This window comes from Burkholderia oklahomensis C6786, assembly GCF_000959365.1.
GTDB classification, from domain to species: Bacteria; Pseudomonadota; Gammaproteobacteria; order Burkholderiales; family Burkholderiaceae; genus Burkholderia; species Burkholderia oklahomensis.
In genome coordinates, this window is the sequence record NZ_CP009555.1 from 37,932 (window position 1) to 52,762 (window position 14,831).

Annotated in this window: 12 protein-coding genes and 1 pseudogene; 5 read left to right on the forward strand and 8 right to left on the reverse strand. The window is 62.3% G+C overall.

The window, feature by feature from the left end:
• Positions 1 to 312: 312 nt before the first annotated feature.
• Positions 313 to 966, forward strand: coding sequence for an alpha/beta hydrolase (locus BG90_RS00160; protein WP_025989862.1), 654 nt, complete (start codon positions 313 to 315; stop codon positions 964 to 966).
• Between the two features lie 318 nt (positions 967 to 1,284).
• On the opposite strand, the gene BG90_RS00165 is transcribed toward BG90_RS00160, so the two are convergent.
• The gene (locus BG90_RS00165) at positions 1,285 to 2,235 is read right to left on the reverse strand and encodes a LysR substrate-binding domain-containing protein (RefSeq protein ID WP_010115854.1); all 951 of its coding nucleotides are present in this window, start codon (positions 2,233 to 2,235) and stop codon (positions 1,285 to 1,287) included.
• A gap of 144 nt (positions 2,236 to 2,379) precedes the next feature.
• Between BG90_RS00165 and BG90_RS00170 the strand changes: the two genes are divergently transcribed.
• The 4 genes from BG90_RS00170 (at position 2,380) to BG90_RS00185 (ending at position 7,068) form a co-directional block, all read left to right on the forward strand.
• Positions 2,380 to 3,228, forward strand: coding sequence for an HTD2 family dehydratase (locus tag BG90_RS00170; protein ID WP_010115856.1), 849 nt, complete (start codon positions 2,380 to 2,382; stop codon positions 3,226 to 3,228).
• Between the two features lie 24 nt (positions 3,229 to 3,252).
• On the forward strand, positions 3,253 to 4,413 hold the full coding sequence (locus BG90_RS00175) for an acyl-CoA dehydrogenase family protein (RefSeq protein WP_010115858.1): 1,161 nt from the start codon (positions 3,253 to 3,255) through the stop codon (positions 4,411 to 4,413).
• Between the two features lie 12 nt (positions 4,414 to 4,425).
• Entirely contained in the window at positions 4,426 to 5,604 is a 1,179-nt protein-coding gene (locus tag BG90_RS00180) for a CaiB/BaiF CoA transferase family protein (protein ID WP_010115860.1), read from the forward strand.
• An 81-nt stretch (positions 5,605 to 5,685) separates the two neighbouring features.
• Positions 5,686 to 7,068, forward strand: a complete 1,383-nt coding sequence (locus BG90_RS00185; RefSeq protein ID WP_010104356.1) for an MFS transporter — start codon at positions 5,686 to 5,688, stop codon at positions 7,066 to 7,068.
• 380 nt (positions 7,069 to 7,448) lie between these two features.
• Here the strand turns inward: BG90_RS00185 and BG90_RS00190 are convergent, their stop codons facing one another.
• The 7 genes and pseudogenes from BG90_RS00190 to BG90_RS31365 all read right to left on the reverse strand — a co-directional run bounded on the left by BG90_RS00190 (position 7,449) and on the right by BG90_RS31365 (position 14,668).
• Positions 7,449 to 8,288 (reverse strand): HpcH/HpaI aldolase/citrate lyase family protein, encoded by an 840-nt coding sequence (locus BG90_RS00190; RefSeq protein WP_025989863.1) that lies wholly within the window; start codon positions 8,286 to 8,288, stop codon positions 7,449 to 7,451.
• Between the two features lie 14 nt (positions 8,289 to 8,302).
• A pseudogene (locus BG90_RS00195) lies at positions 8,303 to 8,953 on the reverse strand (electron transfer flavoprotein subunit alpha/FixB family protein); the annotation flags it as partial.
• Between the two features lie 478 nt (positions 8,954 to 9,431).
• Positions 9,432 to 10,745, reverse strand: coding sequence for an Nramp family divalent metal transporter (locus BG90_RS00200; protein ID WP_010122797.1), 1,314 nt, complete (start codon positions 10,743 to 10,745; stop codon positions 9,432 to 9,434).
• A gap of 729 nt (positions 10,746 to 11,474) precedes the next feature.
• Complete coding sequence (locus tag BG90_RS00205) at positions 11,475 to 12,506, reverse strand: DUF6708 domain-containing protein (protein ID WP_232355065.1); 1,032 nt, start codon at positions 12,504 to 12,506, stop codon at positions 11,475 to 11,477.
• A 66-nt stretch (positions 12,507 to 12,572) separates the two neighbouring features.
• Positions 12,573 to 12,887: a hypothetical protein gene (locus tag BG90_RS34410; RefSeq protein WP_124072275.1), complete on the reverse strand. Its 315-nt coding sequence runs from the start codon at positions 12,885 to 12,887 to the stop codon at positions 12,573 to 12,575.
• 378 nt (positions 12,888 to 13,265) lie between these two features.
• Positions 13,266 to 13,553, reverse strand: coding sequence for a putative type VI secretion system effector (locus tag BG90_RS37975; protein WP_277424923.1), 288 nt, complete (start codon positions 13,551 to 13,553; stop codon positions 13,266 to 13,268).
• A 428-nt stretch (positions 13,554 to 13,981) separates the two neighbouring features.
• Entirely contained in the window at positions 13,982 to 14,668 is a 687-nt protein-coding gene (locus BG90_RS31365) for a putative type VI secretion system effector (RefSeq protein ID WP_081470019.1), read from the reverse strand.
• Between the last annotated feature and the right edge of the window lie 163 nt (positions 14,669 to 14,831).

Here is a 14,831-nt window from a genome sequence, read left to right on the forward strand (position 1 = left end):
TCCGCGCTACGCAATGTGAGTAAAGACCTCCATAGGCATCGCCTATGCCGGGCAGAGGAAACGCGTCCTACCGCATTGTCTGCGGAACCGCGAGAATATCCGCATCGGACGGCGCATCGCCGGGACATGCCCGTGAACATCAAAGCATCGACGTATCGGCGAATCCCGATCGGCGCCGCGCGCCCCACCGCCGATCCGGCGCTTGGCGCACGGTCGCAATCACGATCGCGCAAGCCCGGCCCGATGCTCGCTCTTTGGACCACGATCGTCCGCATCATGGACGCACTCCGACGCATCTCCTTTCCGTACGCCATGGACTTTTTCAGTCCAAACACGACCCAAACGACACTGTGCGGCCACGCCGGCCGGATCGAGGCATTCGTCGACGCACCGCGCGGCGACGCGCGCGGCGTCGTCGTCACCCATCCTCATCCGCTGCAAGGCGGCAATGCCGGGCACAAGATTCCTCGCGCGCTCGCCCGTGTGTTTCAGTTGCACGGCTGGCTCGCGATCCGGCCGAATTTCCGCGGCGTCGGCGGCAGCGAAGGCGCGCATGACTCAGGTCACGGCGAAACCGACGACACGCTCGCGATCGTCGAAGCGATGCATCGCGAGCGTCCCGGCATGCCCTTCGCGCTCGCCGGTTTTTCGTTCGGCGCGTTCGTTCAGGCGCGGGTCGCGCGCACGCTGACCGATGCCGGTGCGCCGCCCGCGTGCACGGTGCTCGCCGGCGTTCCGTTCGGCACCGTGCAACGCGAGCGTCGATACGACACGCCCGCGGTGCCGGGCGACACGCTCGTCGTTCATGGCGAGACGGATACGGTGGTCGCGCTCGCGAGCGTGATGGAATGGGCGCGTCCGCAGCGGCTTCCGGTCGTCGTCGTGCCGGGTGCGAATCACTTCTTCACCGGCTCTCTCGGCGTGTTCGCGTCGATCGTCGAGCGGCAAGTCGCGTCGCTGCGATAGCGTCGGCATGGCCGGCGTTGCGGACGATCGTTTGCGGATGAGCCGGAGAGCGCTCTCCGAAGCACGTCAGCTTCGCGACCCTCGGCTTTGCTCGGCGATTTCGTCTGCCCCGTCGACGTCGCTCGACTTCGTCATTCGACGTGCGCATGCGTGCGGCCACGCCACGCTTCCGTTGAACGCGGCGCGCGGCGCGAAGCGCATCGCGACGCGTCGATCGCGCAGATGTCCGCCCGTCCCGGGACGCGCATCAGACCCGTGCGTGCGCCCCGCACCGCCTCGGCGATCGTGCACGCCGCGCGCCGCGCCCTCGATCGGCCGTCACGCGGGCGGCTCGGCACGCGGACGCAGCGAGATGCCGGCCCACACGCCGCTATCCGCGAGCTCCGCGATCAGCTCGACGATCGTCTCGCGCACCGCGAGCGCCGCCGAGCTCACGGGCGACGTGTTCGACCAGCACAGGCTCGCCGGACGCCGTATCTCCGGCTCGACGATGCGGCGCATCTTCGGCCGGTTCGCCGCGTCGCGCAGCGCGAGCGCCGACGCGGGGAGAATCGTGCACGCGGCGCCCGATTGCGCGATCGACAGCAGCGTCGGCAGCGAATCGATGTCGGCGACGATGTTGAGCGGCACCTCTTCGCGCGCGAAGATCCGCTCGAGCAGGAGTCGCAGCCCGTTCGACACGCTCGGCGCGACGAGCGGCACGCCCGCGAGCGCGGCGAACGCGCAGGTGCGGACGCGCGGCGACACCGCGCCGCCCGGCTCGCCGAGCAGGTACAACGCCTCGTCGAGCACGGGCATCGCGGTGATGCCCGTCGTGTTGGATTCGCGGAACAGGATCGCGAGATCGAGCCGGCCGTTCGCGAGCAGCTCGTTGATATAGCCGCTCATGCTTTCGAAGAATTGCAGACGAATGCCCGGATAGCGCGCGCGCACGCGCTCGAACACCGGCATCGCGAGCACCGACGCCATCGTCGTCGGAAAACCGACGGCGACCGTCCCCGATTCCGCGCTCGCGCCTTCGCGCACCTCCTGCCGCAGTTGATCCATCTGCCGCAGCACGAGCCGCGCGTGACGATACAGCGCCTGCCCCGCCGCCGTCGGCTTCACGCCTTGCGGGCTGCGCACGAGCAGCGCGACGCCGAGATCGTCCTCGAGCTTCGCGATCTGCTGGCTCAACGACGGCTGCGCGACGTACAGTTTCTCCGCCGCTTTGCCTAGGCTGCCGTACTCGACGATACTGACGAAATAGCGAAGCTGACGGACGTCCATGGCGCGCTGCCGGTCGATCGAAAAGCCATAGGATACGCCTATGGCCGGCACATTCAATTGGTATTTCTCGCGCGACGCCGGTTCACCTACAGTCGTCTCCATCCTATTCCAGACAGTCCGGCCCGCCCGGCGATGGAGACGGCAATGCACGCTGCACCCGCGGATCGCGGCGACGACGCGGTCCGGATCGTCACCGACCTCATTTCCCCCGCTCCCGCCGCCGTGCTCGCCGCGACGCTCGACCGCGACGACCACCCGCGCATCGGCGATGCGCTGCCGCCGATCTGGCACTGGGCGTACTTCTGGACGGCCGCGCGGCAATCCGAACTCGGCCTCGACGGCCACCCGCGCACGGGCGGCTTCCTGCCCGATCTCGGCCTGCCGCGCCGGATGGCGGCAGGCGGCCGCCTGCGCTTTCTCGCGCCGCTCGCGATCGGCGATACCGCGACGCGCACGTCGCGCGTCGCCTCGCTCGAGCACAAGGAAGGACGCAGCGGCCGGCTCGCGTTCGTCACGGTCGAGCATGTGATCGCGTCGAATGGCGCGGCCGCCATCCACGAAGAGCAGGACATCGTCTATCGCGAGCCCGCCGAACCCGGCGCGCCGCTGCCACCGCCGAAGGCGGCGCCCGACGGCGCGCAGTGGCAACGCGCGATCGCGCCGACCGAAGCGTTCCTTTTTCGCTATTCGGCGCTGACCTTCAACGGCCATCGCATCCATTACGACCGATCCTATGCGCAGCAGGCGGAAGGCTATCCGGACCTCGTCGTTCACGGCCCGCTGATCGCGACGCTGCTGCTCGATCTCGTGTCACGCTCCATGCCGAAGGCCGTCGTCGTCGACTACGCATACAAGGCCGTGCGGCCGACGTTCTTCGGCCACGCGTTCACGCTGTGCGGCCGCCTCGCGCCGGACGGCGGTTCGGTCGAACTGTGGGCGAAAGATCACGACGGCTGGCTGACGATGTCCGCCCGCGCGTCACTCGCCCGATAACTTCAAACATTGCCCCGAACACGCATGAATTACGCAACCGATCCCCATCAGGACATTCGCGAAGCGGTCCGCGATCTCTGCGGCCAATTTCCCGCCGAGTATTTCCGCAAGGTCGACGAAGCGCGCGGCTACCCCGAAGCGTTCGTCGACGCGCTGACGAAAGCCGGCTGGCTCGCCGCGCTGATCCCGCAGGAATACGGCGGCTCGGGCCTCGGCCTCACCGAAGCGTCCGTCATCATGGAGGAGATCAACCGCTCGGGCGGCAATTCCGGCGCATGCCACGGCCAGATGTACAACATGGGCACGCTGCTGCGCCACGGCTCCGCCGAGCAGAAGCAGCGCTATCTGCCGCGCATCGCGTCCGGCGAGTTGCGGCTCCAGTCGATGGGCGTCACCGAGCCGACGACGGGCACCGACACGACGAAGATCAAGACGACGGCCGTGCGGCGCGGCGACCGCTACGTCGTGAACGGCCAGAAGGTCTGGATCTCCCGAATTCAGCACTCCGATCTGATGATCCTGCTCGCGCGCACGACGCCGCTGTCGGACGTGAAGAAGAAGAGCGAAGGCATGTCGATCTTCCTCGTCGATCTGCACGACGCGATCGGCAAGGGGATGACGGTCCGCCCGATTGCGAACATGGTGAACCACGAGACCAACGAGCTGTTCTTCGACAATCTCGAGATTCCCGCCGAGCACCTGATCGGCGAAGAAGGCCAGGGCTTCAAGTACCTCCTCGACGGGCTGAACGCCGAACGCACGCTGATCGCGGCCGAATGCATCGGCGACGGCTACTGGTTCATCGACAAGGTGTCGCAGTACGTGAAGGAGCGCGTCGTGTTCGGCCGCCCGATCGGCCAGAACCAGGGCGTGCAGTTCCCGATCGCGCGCGCGTACGTGAACGTCGAGGCGGCGAGCCTGATGCGCTATCGCGCGTGCGCGCTGTTCGACGCGCACGCGCCCTGCGGCGCGCAGGCGAACATGGCGAAGCTGCTCGCCGCGGACGCGTCGTGGGAAGCCGCGAACGCCTGCCTGCAATTTCACGGCGGCTTCGGCTTCGCGTGCGAATACGACGTCGAGCGCAAGTTCCGCGAAACGCGCCTGTACCAGGTCGCGCCGATCTCGACGAACCTGATCCTGTCGTACGTGGCCGAGCACATCCTCGGTCTGCCTCGCTCGTTCTGACGGAGGACCGCCATGCGCCCGCTCACCGGCATCACCGTCGTGACGTTCGAGCATGCGATCGCCGCGCCGTTCTGCACGCGTCAGCTCGCCGACCTCGGCGCGCGCGTGATCAAGATCGAACGCCCCGGCACCGGCGACTTCGCGCGGCAATACGACGAGCGCGTGTCCGGACTCGCGTCGCATTTCGTCTGGACGAACCGCTCGAAGGAAAGCATGACGCTCGACGTCAAGCAGCCAGAGGCAATCGACATCGTCCATCAGCTGCTCGCGAACGCGGACGTGCTCGTGCAGAACCTCGCGCCCGGCGCGATGCAGCGGCTCGGCTTCGACTACGCGTCGCTGCGCGACCGCTATCCGCACCTGATCGTCTGCGACATCTCGGGCTATGGGCTCGACGGCCCGTATCGCGACAAGAAGGCGTACGACCTGCTGATCCAGAGCGAATCGGGCTTTCTCAGCATCACGGGAACCGACGAGCATCCGGCGAAGGCCGGCTGCTCGATCGCCGACATCGCCGCGGGCATGTACGGCTATACGAACATCCTTGCCGCGCTGCTCGAGCGCCAGCGCACCGGACGCGGACGGCACATCGACCTGTCGATGCTCGAGAGCATGGTCGAGTGGATGAGCTATCCGCTCTATTACGCGATCGACGACCAGACACCGCCGCGACGCACCGGCGCGTCGCACGCGACGATCTATCCGTACGGTCCGTTTCCTGCGGGCGACGGCAAGACGGTGATGCTCGGCCTGCAGAACGAACGCGAATGGGCGCGCTTTTGCGACATCGTCGTGCGCCTGCCCGACCTCGCCGCCGACGATCGCTTCTGCACGAACAGCAAGCGCTCGAGCCATCGGGAAGCGCTCGCGGACATCATCCGCTCGGCCTTGTCGACGCTGACCGCCGGCGAGGTGATCGCCCGCCTCGACGAAGCCGGCATCGCGAATGCGCAGGTCAACGACATGCAAGCGGTCTGGCAGCACGCCCAGCTAAAGGCGCGGCACCGCTGGACGCACGTCGACACGCCGGCGGGCCCGGCGCCCGCGCTCTATCCGCCCGGACTCGCCGCGCGGGACGAACCCGCGATGGCGCCCGTGCCGGCGCTCGGCCAGCACACGGAGGCGATCCTGCGCGAACTCGGCTACGGCGACGACTGCGTAGCCGGCTTGCGCGACAAGCGCGTCGTCTAGCGGCACGACACACGGTCAAGGACCCCGCCCGAGAAGCGCGGCCGGCCGACGAGCCTTCATCCATATCAGGAGACACGCATCATGACCTCGATCGTCAACGCGGCCGGTCGACTCGACCGCCTGCCCGTTTCACGGTTCCACTGGAAAATCCTCGGCCTGATCGCGGCCGGCGCGTTCCTCGACGCGTTCGATCTCTATCTCGCGAACGGCGCCGTCGCCGCGATGGTGAAGACGGGCTTCGCCGATCTGCGCAGCGGCGCGACCTTCGTGTCGGCGACGTTCGTCGGCATGATGATTGGGGCCGGCCTCGCCGGCTACGTCGGCGATCGGCTCGGCCGACGCTACTCGTATCAGCTGAATCTCGCGGTGTTCGGCCTCGCGTCGCTCGCCGCGTGCTTCGCGCCGGACATCCGCTGGCTGATCGGCCTGCGCTTCGTGATGGGCCTCGGGCTCGGCGCGGAGCTCGTCGTCGCGGCCGGCACGCTCGCGGAGTTCGTTCCGCCGTCGACGCGCGGAAAATGGGTGTCGCTGCTCGCGATCATCATCAACAGCGGCCTGTTCTTCGCGCTCGCCGTCGGCTATTGGGTCATCCCGAATCTCGGCTGGCGATACATGTTCGCGATCGCCGGATTCGGCGCGCTCGCCGTCTGGTTCCTGCGGCACCGGATGCCCGAATCGCCGCGCTGGCTCGAATCCGTCGGACGGCTCGACGAAGCGGAGAAGACGCTGCGGGACATCGAGCGCGAAGTCGCCGCGCAAGTCGGCGAACTGCCGCCCGTCAAACGCATCGTCGACCTGAACGTCGGAACGGCGCCGTTCAACGCGCTCTTCAAGTCCGACATGCGCAGCCGCACGATCGTCGCCGCGCTGACCGCGGTCGCCGTCAACATCGGCCTGTACGGATTCATCGCGTGGCTGCCGACGTTCTTCGTGTCGGAGGGATTGTCGGTCGTGAAGTCGCTCGGCTTCGTGATGCTGATGTCGATCGGCTCGCCCGTCGGCGGCGCGTGCGGCTACTTGATCGCGGACCGGATCGGCCGCGCGAAAGGCATCGTCCACGCGGCCGTCGTCAGCATCGTGCTCGGCTGGATCTACGTGTCGCTGCGCGACGTCACGGCGATCGTCGTCGTCGGCTTCTGCCTCGTGACGAGCATCTACACGATCACGACGCTCGGCCTGTTCGGCTTCATTCCCGAGCTGTTCCCGACCGAGGTGCGGCTGCGCGGCACCGGCTTCGCGGGCATGACCGGCCGCGCGGCGTCGATCGCGACGCCGTATCTCGCGCTGACGCTGTACAAGCACTTCGGCGTGAGCGGCGTGATCGCGATGGTCAGCGCGATCTTCGCTGCGCTGTGCATCGGGATCGGGATGTTGCGCATCGAGACGAGCCGGCATTCGCTCGAGGACATCTCGCCGACGACCGCCGAGGGCGATCGGGATGCCGCACGGACGGCGGCTCCGTGACGTGTCGCAGGTGTCGTTGCCGTTTCGAGCGGAGCTTTTTGATTGAACGGCGATCTCCATGCATCATCGCACGGGGATCGCGTTTGGCTCGCGGCTTGCATGATTCGAATCGAGCGCATGCGCGAATCGATCGAGTCTGCGCCGTTGCAGCGATTCCTTCGGAATGCTCTATTTCCGATCGACGCAGCGATCTTCACCGAGCAACAGGCGACGCTGGAAGCAGACTGGCGCTTTGCTCGCGCACTCGCCCGTCCTTGCCGCATTCTCTTCGTTGCCGCCCGACGAGCAACGAGCCGTGAATGCCGAATCTCGAACAGACTGGCTACGCCGAAGCCGCGCGGCGGATGCATCCGGCCTTCCGACTGCGAAGGACGCGGCCGTCACTCGGATGCCCTCGTTCGACGGTACGCCGCGCAAGCGAGCAGCCGCTGCGCACGCAACACGACCGGGCGATCGACCATCTTTCCGTCGACGGTGATCGCCCCCGCTTCGGCGCGCGACGCCGCGTCGACGACGCGCGCCGCCCAATCCAGCTCGCGCTCGCTCGGGCTGTAGCACGCATGCACGGCCGCGACCTGCGCCGGGTGGATGCAGAGCTTCGCGCCGAAGCCGTACTTCTTGCCGTTCAGCGTGTCGGCCCTCAGCCGATCGACGTCGTGCACGTCGGGCGTCACGCCGTCAACGGGCGCGTCGAGCCCCGCGACGCGGGAGACGAGCGCCAGTTGCGCACGATGCGGATTCAGCGGATCGCGATCGTCGTCCATCCCCATTTCGGCGATGAAATCGAGCGTGCCGAACATCAGACGCTTCACGCACGGCGCTTTCGCGATATCCATCGCCGACCACATGCCTCGCGCGGTCTCGATGAGCGGAAAGATCGGCACCTTGCGTCGCGCGCGCGCGACCACGGCGACGACATCGTCCGGACACTCGGCTTTCGGGATCACGATGCCCGCCACCCCGTCGAGCGCGGCGAGCTTCGCATCCTGATCGAACCAGCGCGTGTCGCGGCCGTTGATCCTCACGAGCACCGGGCGGCTGCGGGACACCCACGCGGCGACGGCTTCGCGCGCCGCGTCCTTCGCGACCGGCTCGACCGCATCCTCGAGATCGACGATCACCGCATCGGCATCGCTCGATAACGCGCGCTCGAACCGATCCGGCCGGCTACCCGGGACGAACAGATAGGACTGCGGCGGAATCGCCGCGTTGTTCGGCATGTTGGCCTCCTGCTTCATGTGGGGCGATGTCCGGCCGGCCAACGCAACGCGCCGGCGAGTTCCGGCACGAGCGTGAACAGATCGCCGACGAGGCCGTAGTCGGCCACGCTGAAGAGCGGTGCTTCGGGATCCTTGTTGATCGCGACGATCACCTTCGAATCCTTCATCCCTGCCAGATGCTGGATCGCGCCCGAAATGCCCACCGCGATGTACAGCTGCGGCGCGACGATCTTGCCCGTCTGGCCCACTTGGTAGTCGTTCGGCACGTAGCCCGCGTCCACCGCCGCACGCGATGCGCCCAGCGCCACCTGCTGCTTGTCCGCCAGCGGCTCCAGCACCGACGCGAAGTTCTCGCCGCCGCCGTTACCGTTACCGTTACCGTTACCGTTACCGTTACCGCCCGATACGATGATCTTGGCGCTCGTCAGTTCCGGACGATCGAGCCTCGTCACTTCGCGGCTCACGAACTGCGGCACGTCTGCGTCCGGCGCCGCCTCGATCTTCTCAACCGACGTGCCGCCGCCCTCCGCCGCCACCGGATCGAAGCCCGTCGCGCGCACCGTGATCGCCTTGATCGGGTCCGTCGATTGCACCGTCGCGATCGCGTTACCTGCGTAGATCGGGCGCTCAAACGTGTCGTCGCTAACGACCGCCGTGATGTCCGTCTTCACCCGGACCTTCACGTTGCAATCGACCACTCTCCTCACTGGCACCAGGATTGTCAATTCCGTCTCCTCGCTGGACGAATGCACGTCATGCAATGGGATCGTCCATTACACGCGAATTCGACGAGCGCGGCCACTAGCGATTGGCTCTGCCGGTCATAGCCCGCGCCTATTGGACGAAACATGCCGTCCACAAACGACGCGGCCCGGAAAAACCGAACCGTTCCGTCAGCGGCGCACCGGCGCCGCGGTGATTGCGGGAAGGCGTACGGCATCGCTTCGCGACCGTCGACGTCTGGACCGTCACGGCAACTCGTTCAACACCGTTTCATCACGAGCCGAACGTTGCCGGCCATCCATTCGTCATCCGAAAATTCGATGCCGCGACCAGCGAGCACCGCACACCGCGCGTCAATCCAATCGAACGCCCGCCGAAAACGTCGAACGCATCCGTCCTACGATGCGATTGCCAGTCAATTCAGCCCAGGAAGCCCGTCACGAGCAACAGATTCGTTCCGCCGATCAACGCGAACAACGTCCATGCGACGACCTGCGCACCACGGCCGATCGTATGGTCGCTCATCACCGATCGATCGCTGACCGACCGGATCAGCGGCCACATCGCGAACGGCAACTGCAAGCTCAGCACCACCTGACTCCACACGAGCAACTGCCCGATCGCACTGTCGCCGAGCCACAGCACGCCGATGAGCGCCGGGACGAGCGCGAGCCCGCGCGTGATCAGGCGACGCTGATAACACGGAATTTTCACGTGCAGGAAGCCGTCCATGATGACTTGGCCCGCGATCGTGCCGGTCAGCGTCGAACTCTGGCCGGACGCAAGCAGCGCGACGCCGAACAACAGGGCCGCCGCGCCGCCAGCGATCGGCGTGATCAGCTTGTAGGCCTGCTCGATGTCGGCGATGCCCGTCTGCCCGGTCGCATGGAACGCCGCGCCCGCCAGGATCAGAATCGCCGCGTTGACGAGCATCGCGACGAGCAGCGACACCCACGTGTCGATGCGGACCATCGCGAGCGTGTCCCGGATCGCGCCGCCCGCCCCGCCGACGACGCGACGCGTCTGCACGATCGACGAATGCAGGTACAGGTTGTGCGGCATGATCGTTGCGCCGACGATGCCGAGCGCGAGCACGATCGCATCCTTGTGATCATGGTTCGGCACGCCCGGCGTCAGGCCGTGCAACACCGCGCGCCAATCGGGCGGCACCATCGCGACCTGCGCGACGAAACAGAACGCCATCGTGCCGATGAGCCCCAGCACGATCGCCTCGACCTGCCGGAATCCCTTGCCCTGCAGGCCGAGGACGATCATCGTGTCGAGCGCGGTGAGCACGATGCCCCAGGCGAGCGGCACGCCGAGCAACAGCTTGAACGCGAGCGCGCAGCCGAGCACTTCGGCGATATCGCACGCGATGATCGACACCTCGGCCGTGATCCACTGGACGACGCGCCCGAACGGCCCGTAGCGGTCATAGCTCGCCTGCGCGAGATCGCGGCCGGTGACGAGGCCGAGCCGCGCGGCGAGCATCTGCAGGAAGATCGCCGCGATGCTCGAACACGCGACGACCCACAGGAGCGCGTAGCCGAACTGCGAACCGGCCTGGATGTCTGTCGCCCAGTTGCCGGGATCCATGTAGCCGATCGCCACGAGCAGGCCCGGACCGGCGAAACGGCGCAGCTTGGCGAGACGGGAGACGCCCGCATCGACGACGATGCTGCCTTTGACCTCGGCCGGACAAAAGGGCGCGGTGGGGGTGGTGGGGAGCGGCATGGGAGATGCTGGGGGAACGAATAAGCGTGGCGGTCATTTTACGCATTCATTGGCGGCTGCTCTCGCCTTCGGGACGCCGCCGGACGTCGCCTGCTTCAAGCGCTTCGGCGGCGGCGAGCCGTCAGGTCTTGTCGTCCGCGGCGATCCGTGATCGCGCGCCGTTGTGTCGCGAAGCCGCGTCGACACTGCGCCAATGCGGCAGGTGCATCCAGCCATGTCCCGAACGCCGTTCTTGAAGGCACGCGCCACGGAATAGGCACTCAGGGACGAGGTGAAGGGAAAAGGCTCGATCCGGAATTTCGTGAGCACGGACGCGCGTTCATCGGGATATCGAATCGGCTCGACCAGTGGCGCTCGACGGACCGCCCAAACGATTCGCCCGCTCCCGGCTCCGAATCAATCCGTTGTAGACGACGCCAACGATGAAGCCGGCGCCGCGAATCGCATAGACAGCGTCCACGCCCCGGAATTATCGATGCCGTGCGGGCGCTTGACGGTCACGGCGAGTCGAGCTCATGCGAGTGCGACGCCGGCTACGCAGTCGATCAAGCCGTCAATCAAAGTCAGCTCGCCCGGCGTCATCGAATCGTCGATGCCGCCAGCCAGCGCGACCGCGATGAACACGCACCACGATCGAGTTCGGCCGGCACGGCCCTTGAATGAAAAGAGAACGCTTGTCAGCGCATTTTGGGATGCGCCTCGGCGCCGCACATAGCGCCGTTTGCGCGATTACCGTGCGCTTCGACGGGAATGTTCGCGCGATTGCCGAGATCGCTGAGCCGCCATGTCAGCCGTTTGCGCCAGTCTCGCCTTTTCCCGCGCGCGCTCCATGAAGCCGGGCACCGTCGCCGCGAACTCGCCGATCGAATCCGGGATCGGCCACACGTTCGGATCGTTCGGTTCCACTCGGCATTCGGCCTCGATCTCCGGCGGGAATTGCGGCTCCTTGCACGTCTTGAAGACCAGCCAGCGCACCACGGTGAACAAGCCGATGAACGGAGACAGCAAGATACGCTTCGCTGGCGTGGTCGCATTCGTGAAGCCCACCGCGGAAATCAGACAGTTCTTCAGCGTCGGCGCCACCGACAATTCCACGTACTTGTCCAGCGGCACTTCGGCAACCGCCTCCGGCCCCTCGTCCATGTATCGCCGGATGAACTCCCACATCTCCAACACCGGGCGATCGCTCTCCGCGCAATGCCCCAGTGCGAAAGTGTCCTTGACCACGTCGCCGTCCATCACCTCGCCGCGGATGTCGCGAAGGAATTTCATGTCCGTGCCGCGTCCGATGTGGAAAAACACTGACTCCCATGGCACGGTCAGGATGCCGCCGTCGCGTTTGTCGCGGAACACGTAGATTTTGCGAGTTTTTCGATTGAGTCGAATTGGATAATAAATATGAGAAAAAAATTCCTTATTCAGAATTTTTAAATAAAATACCATAATCGCCAGAATTGGCACTGGCATCGGAATAAGAATAGCCATCCTATGGTATTCATCCGCATCAAAAAACCACCAAACAAGCCACCCCAGCATTCCAACAAAAAACAATACGCCAAAGAACACGATAGAGACATTCAACATTCCGCGGTACAAGAATCGACGATCAATCCAATCAATATATGTTGAATTTATTTTAACCAATCCAAGTCTTTGGCTCGGATCGATTCCGTCCTGACAATTCTTCGCCATAAAAGCCGCTTTTTCACCGTCCTCCAGTTTTCGATTAACAGGAAAAATCGACATCCAACCGGTGTACATGTTATTATCCCTCAGCCTTGCTTTAATGCTTCCAGTGATAATTCCTGCTCCGCCAAGCCTTTGAGCTTAAATTTCACGCCCCTCTTTTTCTTTAATCTCATAAACCATATCAGCCAACCAATCTCGAATGACATTCGCCTTAAATATCGCCACAGCAGCAATAATTACAGCCACAACCATCCCCAATAAAAACCCGATTCCCGCTGTAGCGGTAATCAGAAGAAGGATTGCAGCAAGAATCGAGAGACCGCCCAAGGCAATCATCGAAGTGCCGATAGCTGGATGCCTTTCGAACGCCTCAGCTCCTTCTCCAATCGCCACCACCCCACCGGTGATTCCGACTATGGCATCGAAACCACCCCAAATATTATTGCCCGGCAATCCCTTAAAAACTCAATAGCAACCAGCGCAAACGATATCCACCTCGCATCCTCCGGAGCCTTTTTCATTATTTATTCAATATTTGAAATATAGTGTCCCGACCGCCTTTCTTGCACTCTTGCTCTTGGTCGGCAAATCTATTCTTTTCACATCATGCCAGCCCAGAATTTGAAAAATATTTTCGGTCATACCAACAAATGGCATGAATTTTCTAGAAATGCTGAACGCTATAGTCGCGTACACAAAAAACCAATCGCGCCACCGCCACCATCAACCCAGCAAAGGCGATCCAATCATTATCATGATTGACCAAAAAAAAATGGCTACCATAACGCCGCACGATCCCAATAAAATTAAAGCAAATACCGCAACAAACCATTAAAAGTCATTCTTATAATGAGCGATTCGCCCACGCGAGCAATGTGGATATAACGCAATAGTTTTATCATCGGGCTTAAGCACAGCGAATGCTTGATAGGTCCCGTCTCGCAGCGGTTCAGCAACCACCTCCACTTCATCCCCATCCTTAAATGGCGACCACATCAACCAACCCGCCATTTTTTTGCCATCTATGTCAAATTGGACTTTATCAGCCTCTTCCCTTGTTCCCGTCAACGATACCAATCCGATAGCCCCGCCAGATCCGGCCAATCCTGCCGCCATCATCACAAGCCAGCGGATGAACGATCGATACCACTCAACAGAAAATCGTTGGTGGTCCGCTGCTTTTGAAAATTTTGCAGTCTTTTCCGCAAAATCACTGTACGACCCGTGTTCATGTACGTTTCTCTTCTTTCTGGAGAAGGCTGTCCACGCGATGCATCATCAAGGACGGTCAGTGCACACGTTAGACATGAGCGTGATATGCAGCCAATACCTAGCTTTTTTACTCCTAGGCACGAAGCAAACGCCATGTCGCCTCTTCATCACAATAAATTCATGCAGGCCTTCGATCCGAGTCAGCTTATTTTATCTTTTAAAATACAATAAATAATATTCGCAAAGCCATCAAACTGAAACCGATCAACCATAACTTAACATTTAAAATAAAATCAATACAATCAGCATCGGTAATATAATTTACCCATACCAGGCTATTCTCCCATTCGCTTGGTACCTTTACTTCTCCTGGGGAGGTCGATCTTCTCCACCCCATCCCACCCCAAAACCAAAAATATCCCTTCAGCCATTTTAACGAACGGCATAAATCTTCTAGCAAGATTTATTGCAATAACCCCATATATCGCAAACGATGCACCACACACCATTGACATCAATTCAAAAAATCCCACCCACTCATTGCATTGCCTAATAAAAAATATAGCAGCCATTATTCCACAAGACCCAAACGCAATCCAAACAAATGCCAACAAAAACCATTTCGCAACATTCTTAAAATATGCCAACCGACCTCGCGAACAATGCGGATACAATGCTATAGTTCGATCAGATGGCCGAAGTATGGCAAATGCCCGATAAGTTCCATCACTCAATGGCTCTGCCACCACTTCCAAATCATCTCCCCCTTGAAATGGCGACCACATCAACCAACCACTGATTTCTCTTCCATCTATTTCAAACTGAACCTTATTGGCTTCTTCCTTTGTGTCCGCCAGAGATGCCAAACCGATCGCACCACCCGAACCAGCCAATGCCGAAGCCACCGCAGCAAAACCTGCCGCAGACCGATCCAAATCACTTAGCAAAAAATCTCCGGTCGCTCGCTCCTTGTGATAATTTTTCAGCAATCCGCGCAATACTACCGCTCGATTAGTATCCATATGTTGATTGCTCGTCCACGCTACTTGATTTCTTCTTTTCTAAGTGACTACCCGAACAAGCGAAGTGATGAATGACGCCAACAACATGTTCCTCATATTTTTGACACGATTGATATCCATATAACAAACCAACCAATTTCTTTAATCCAATTGTTTACACCTC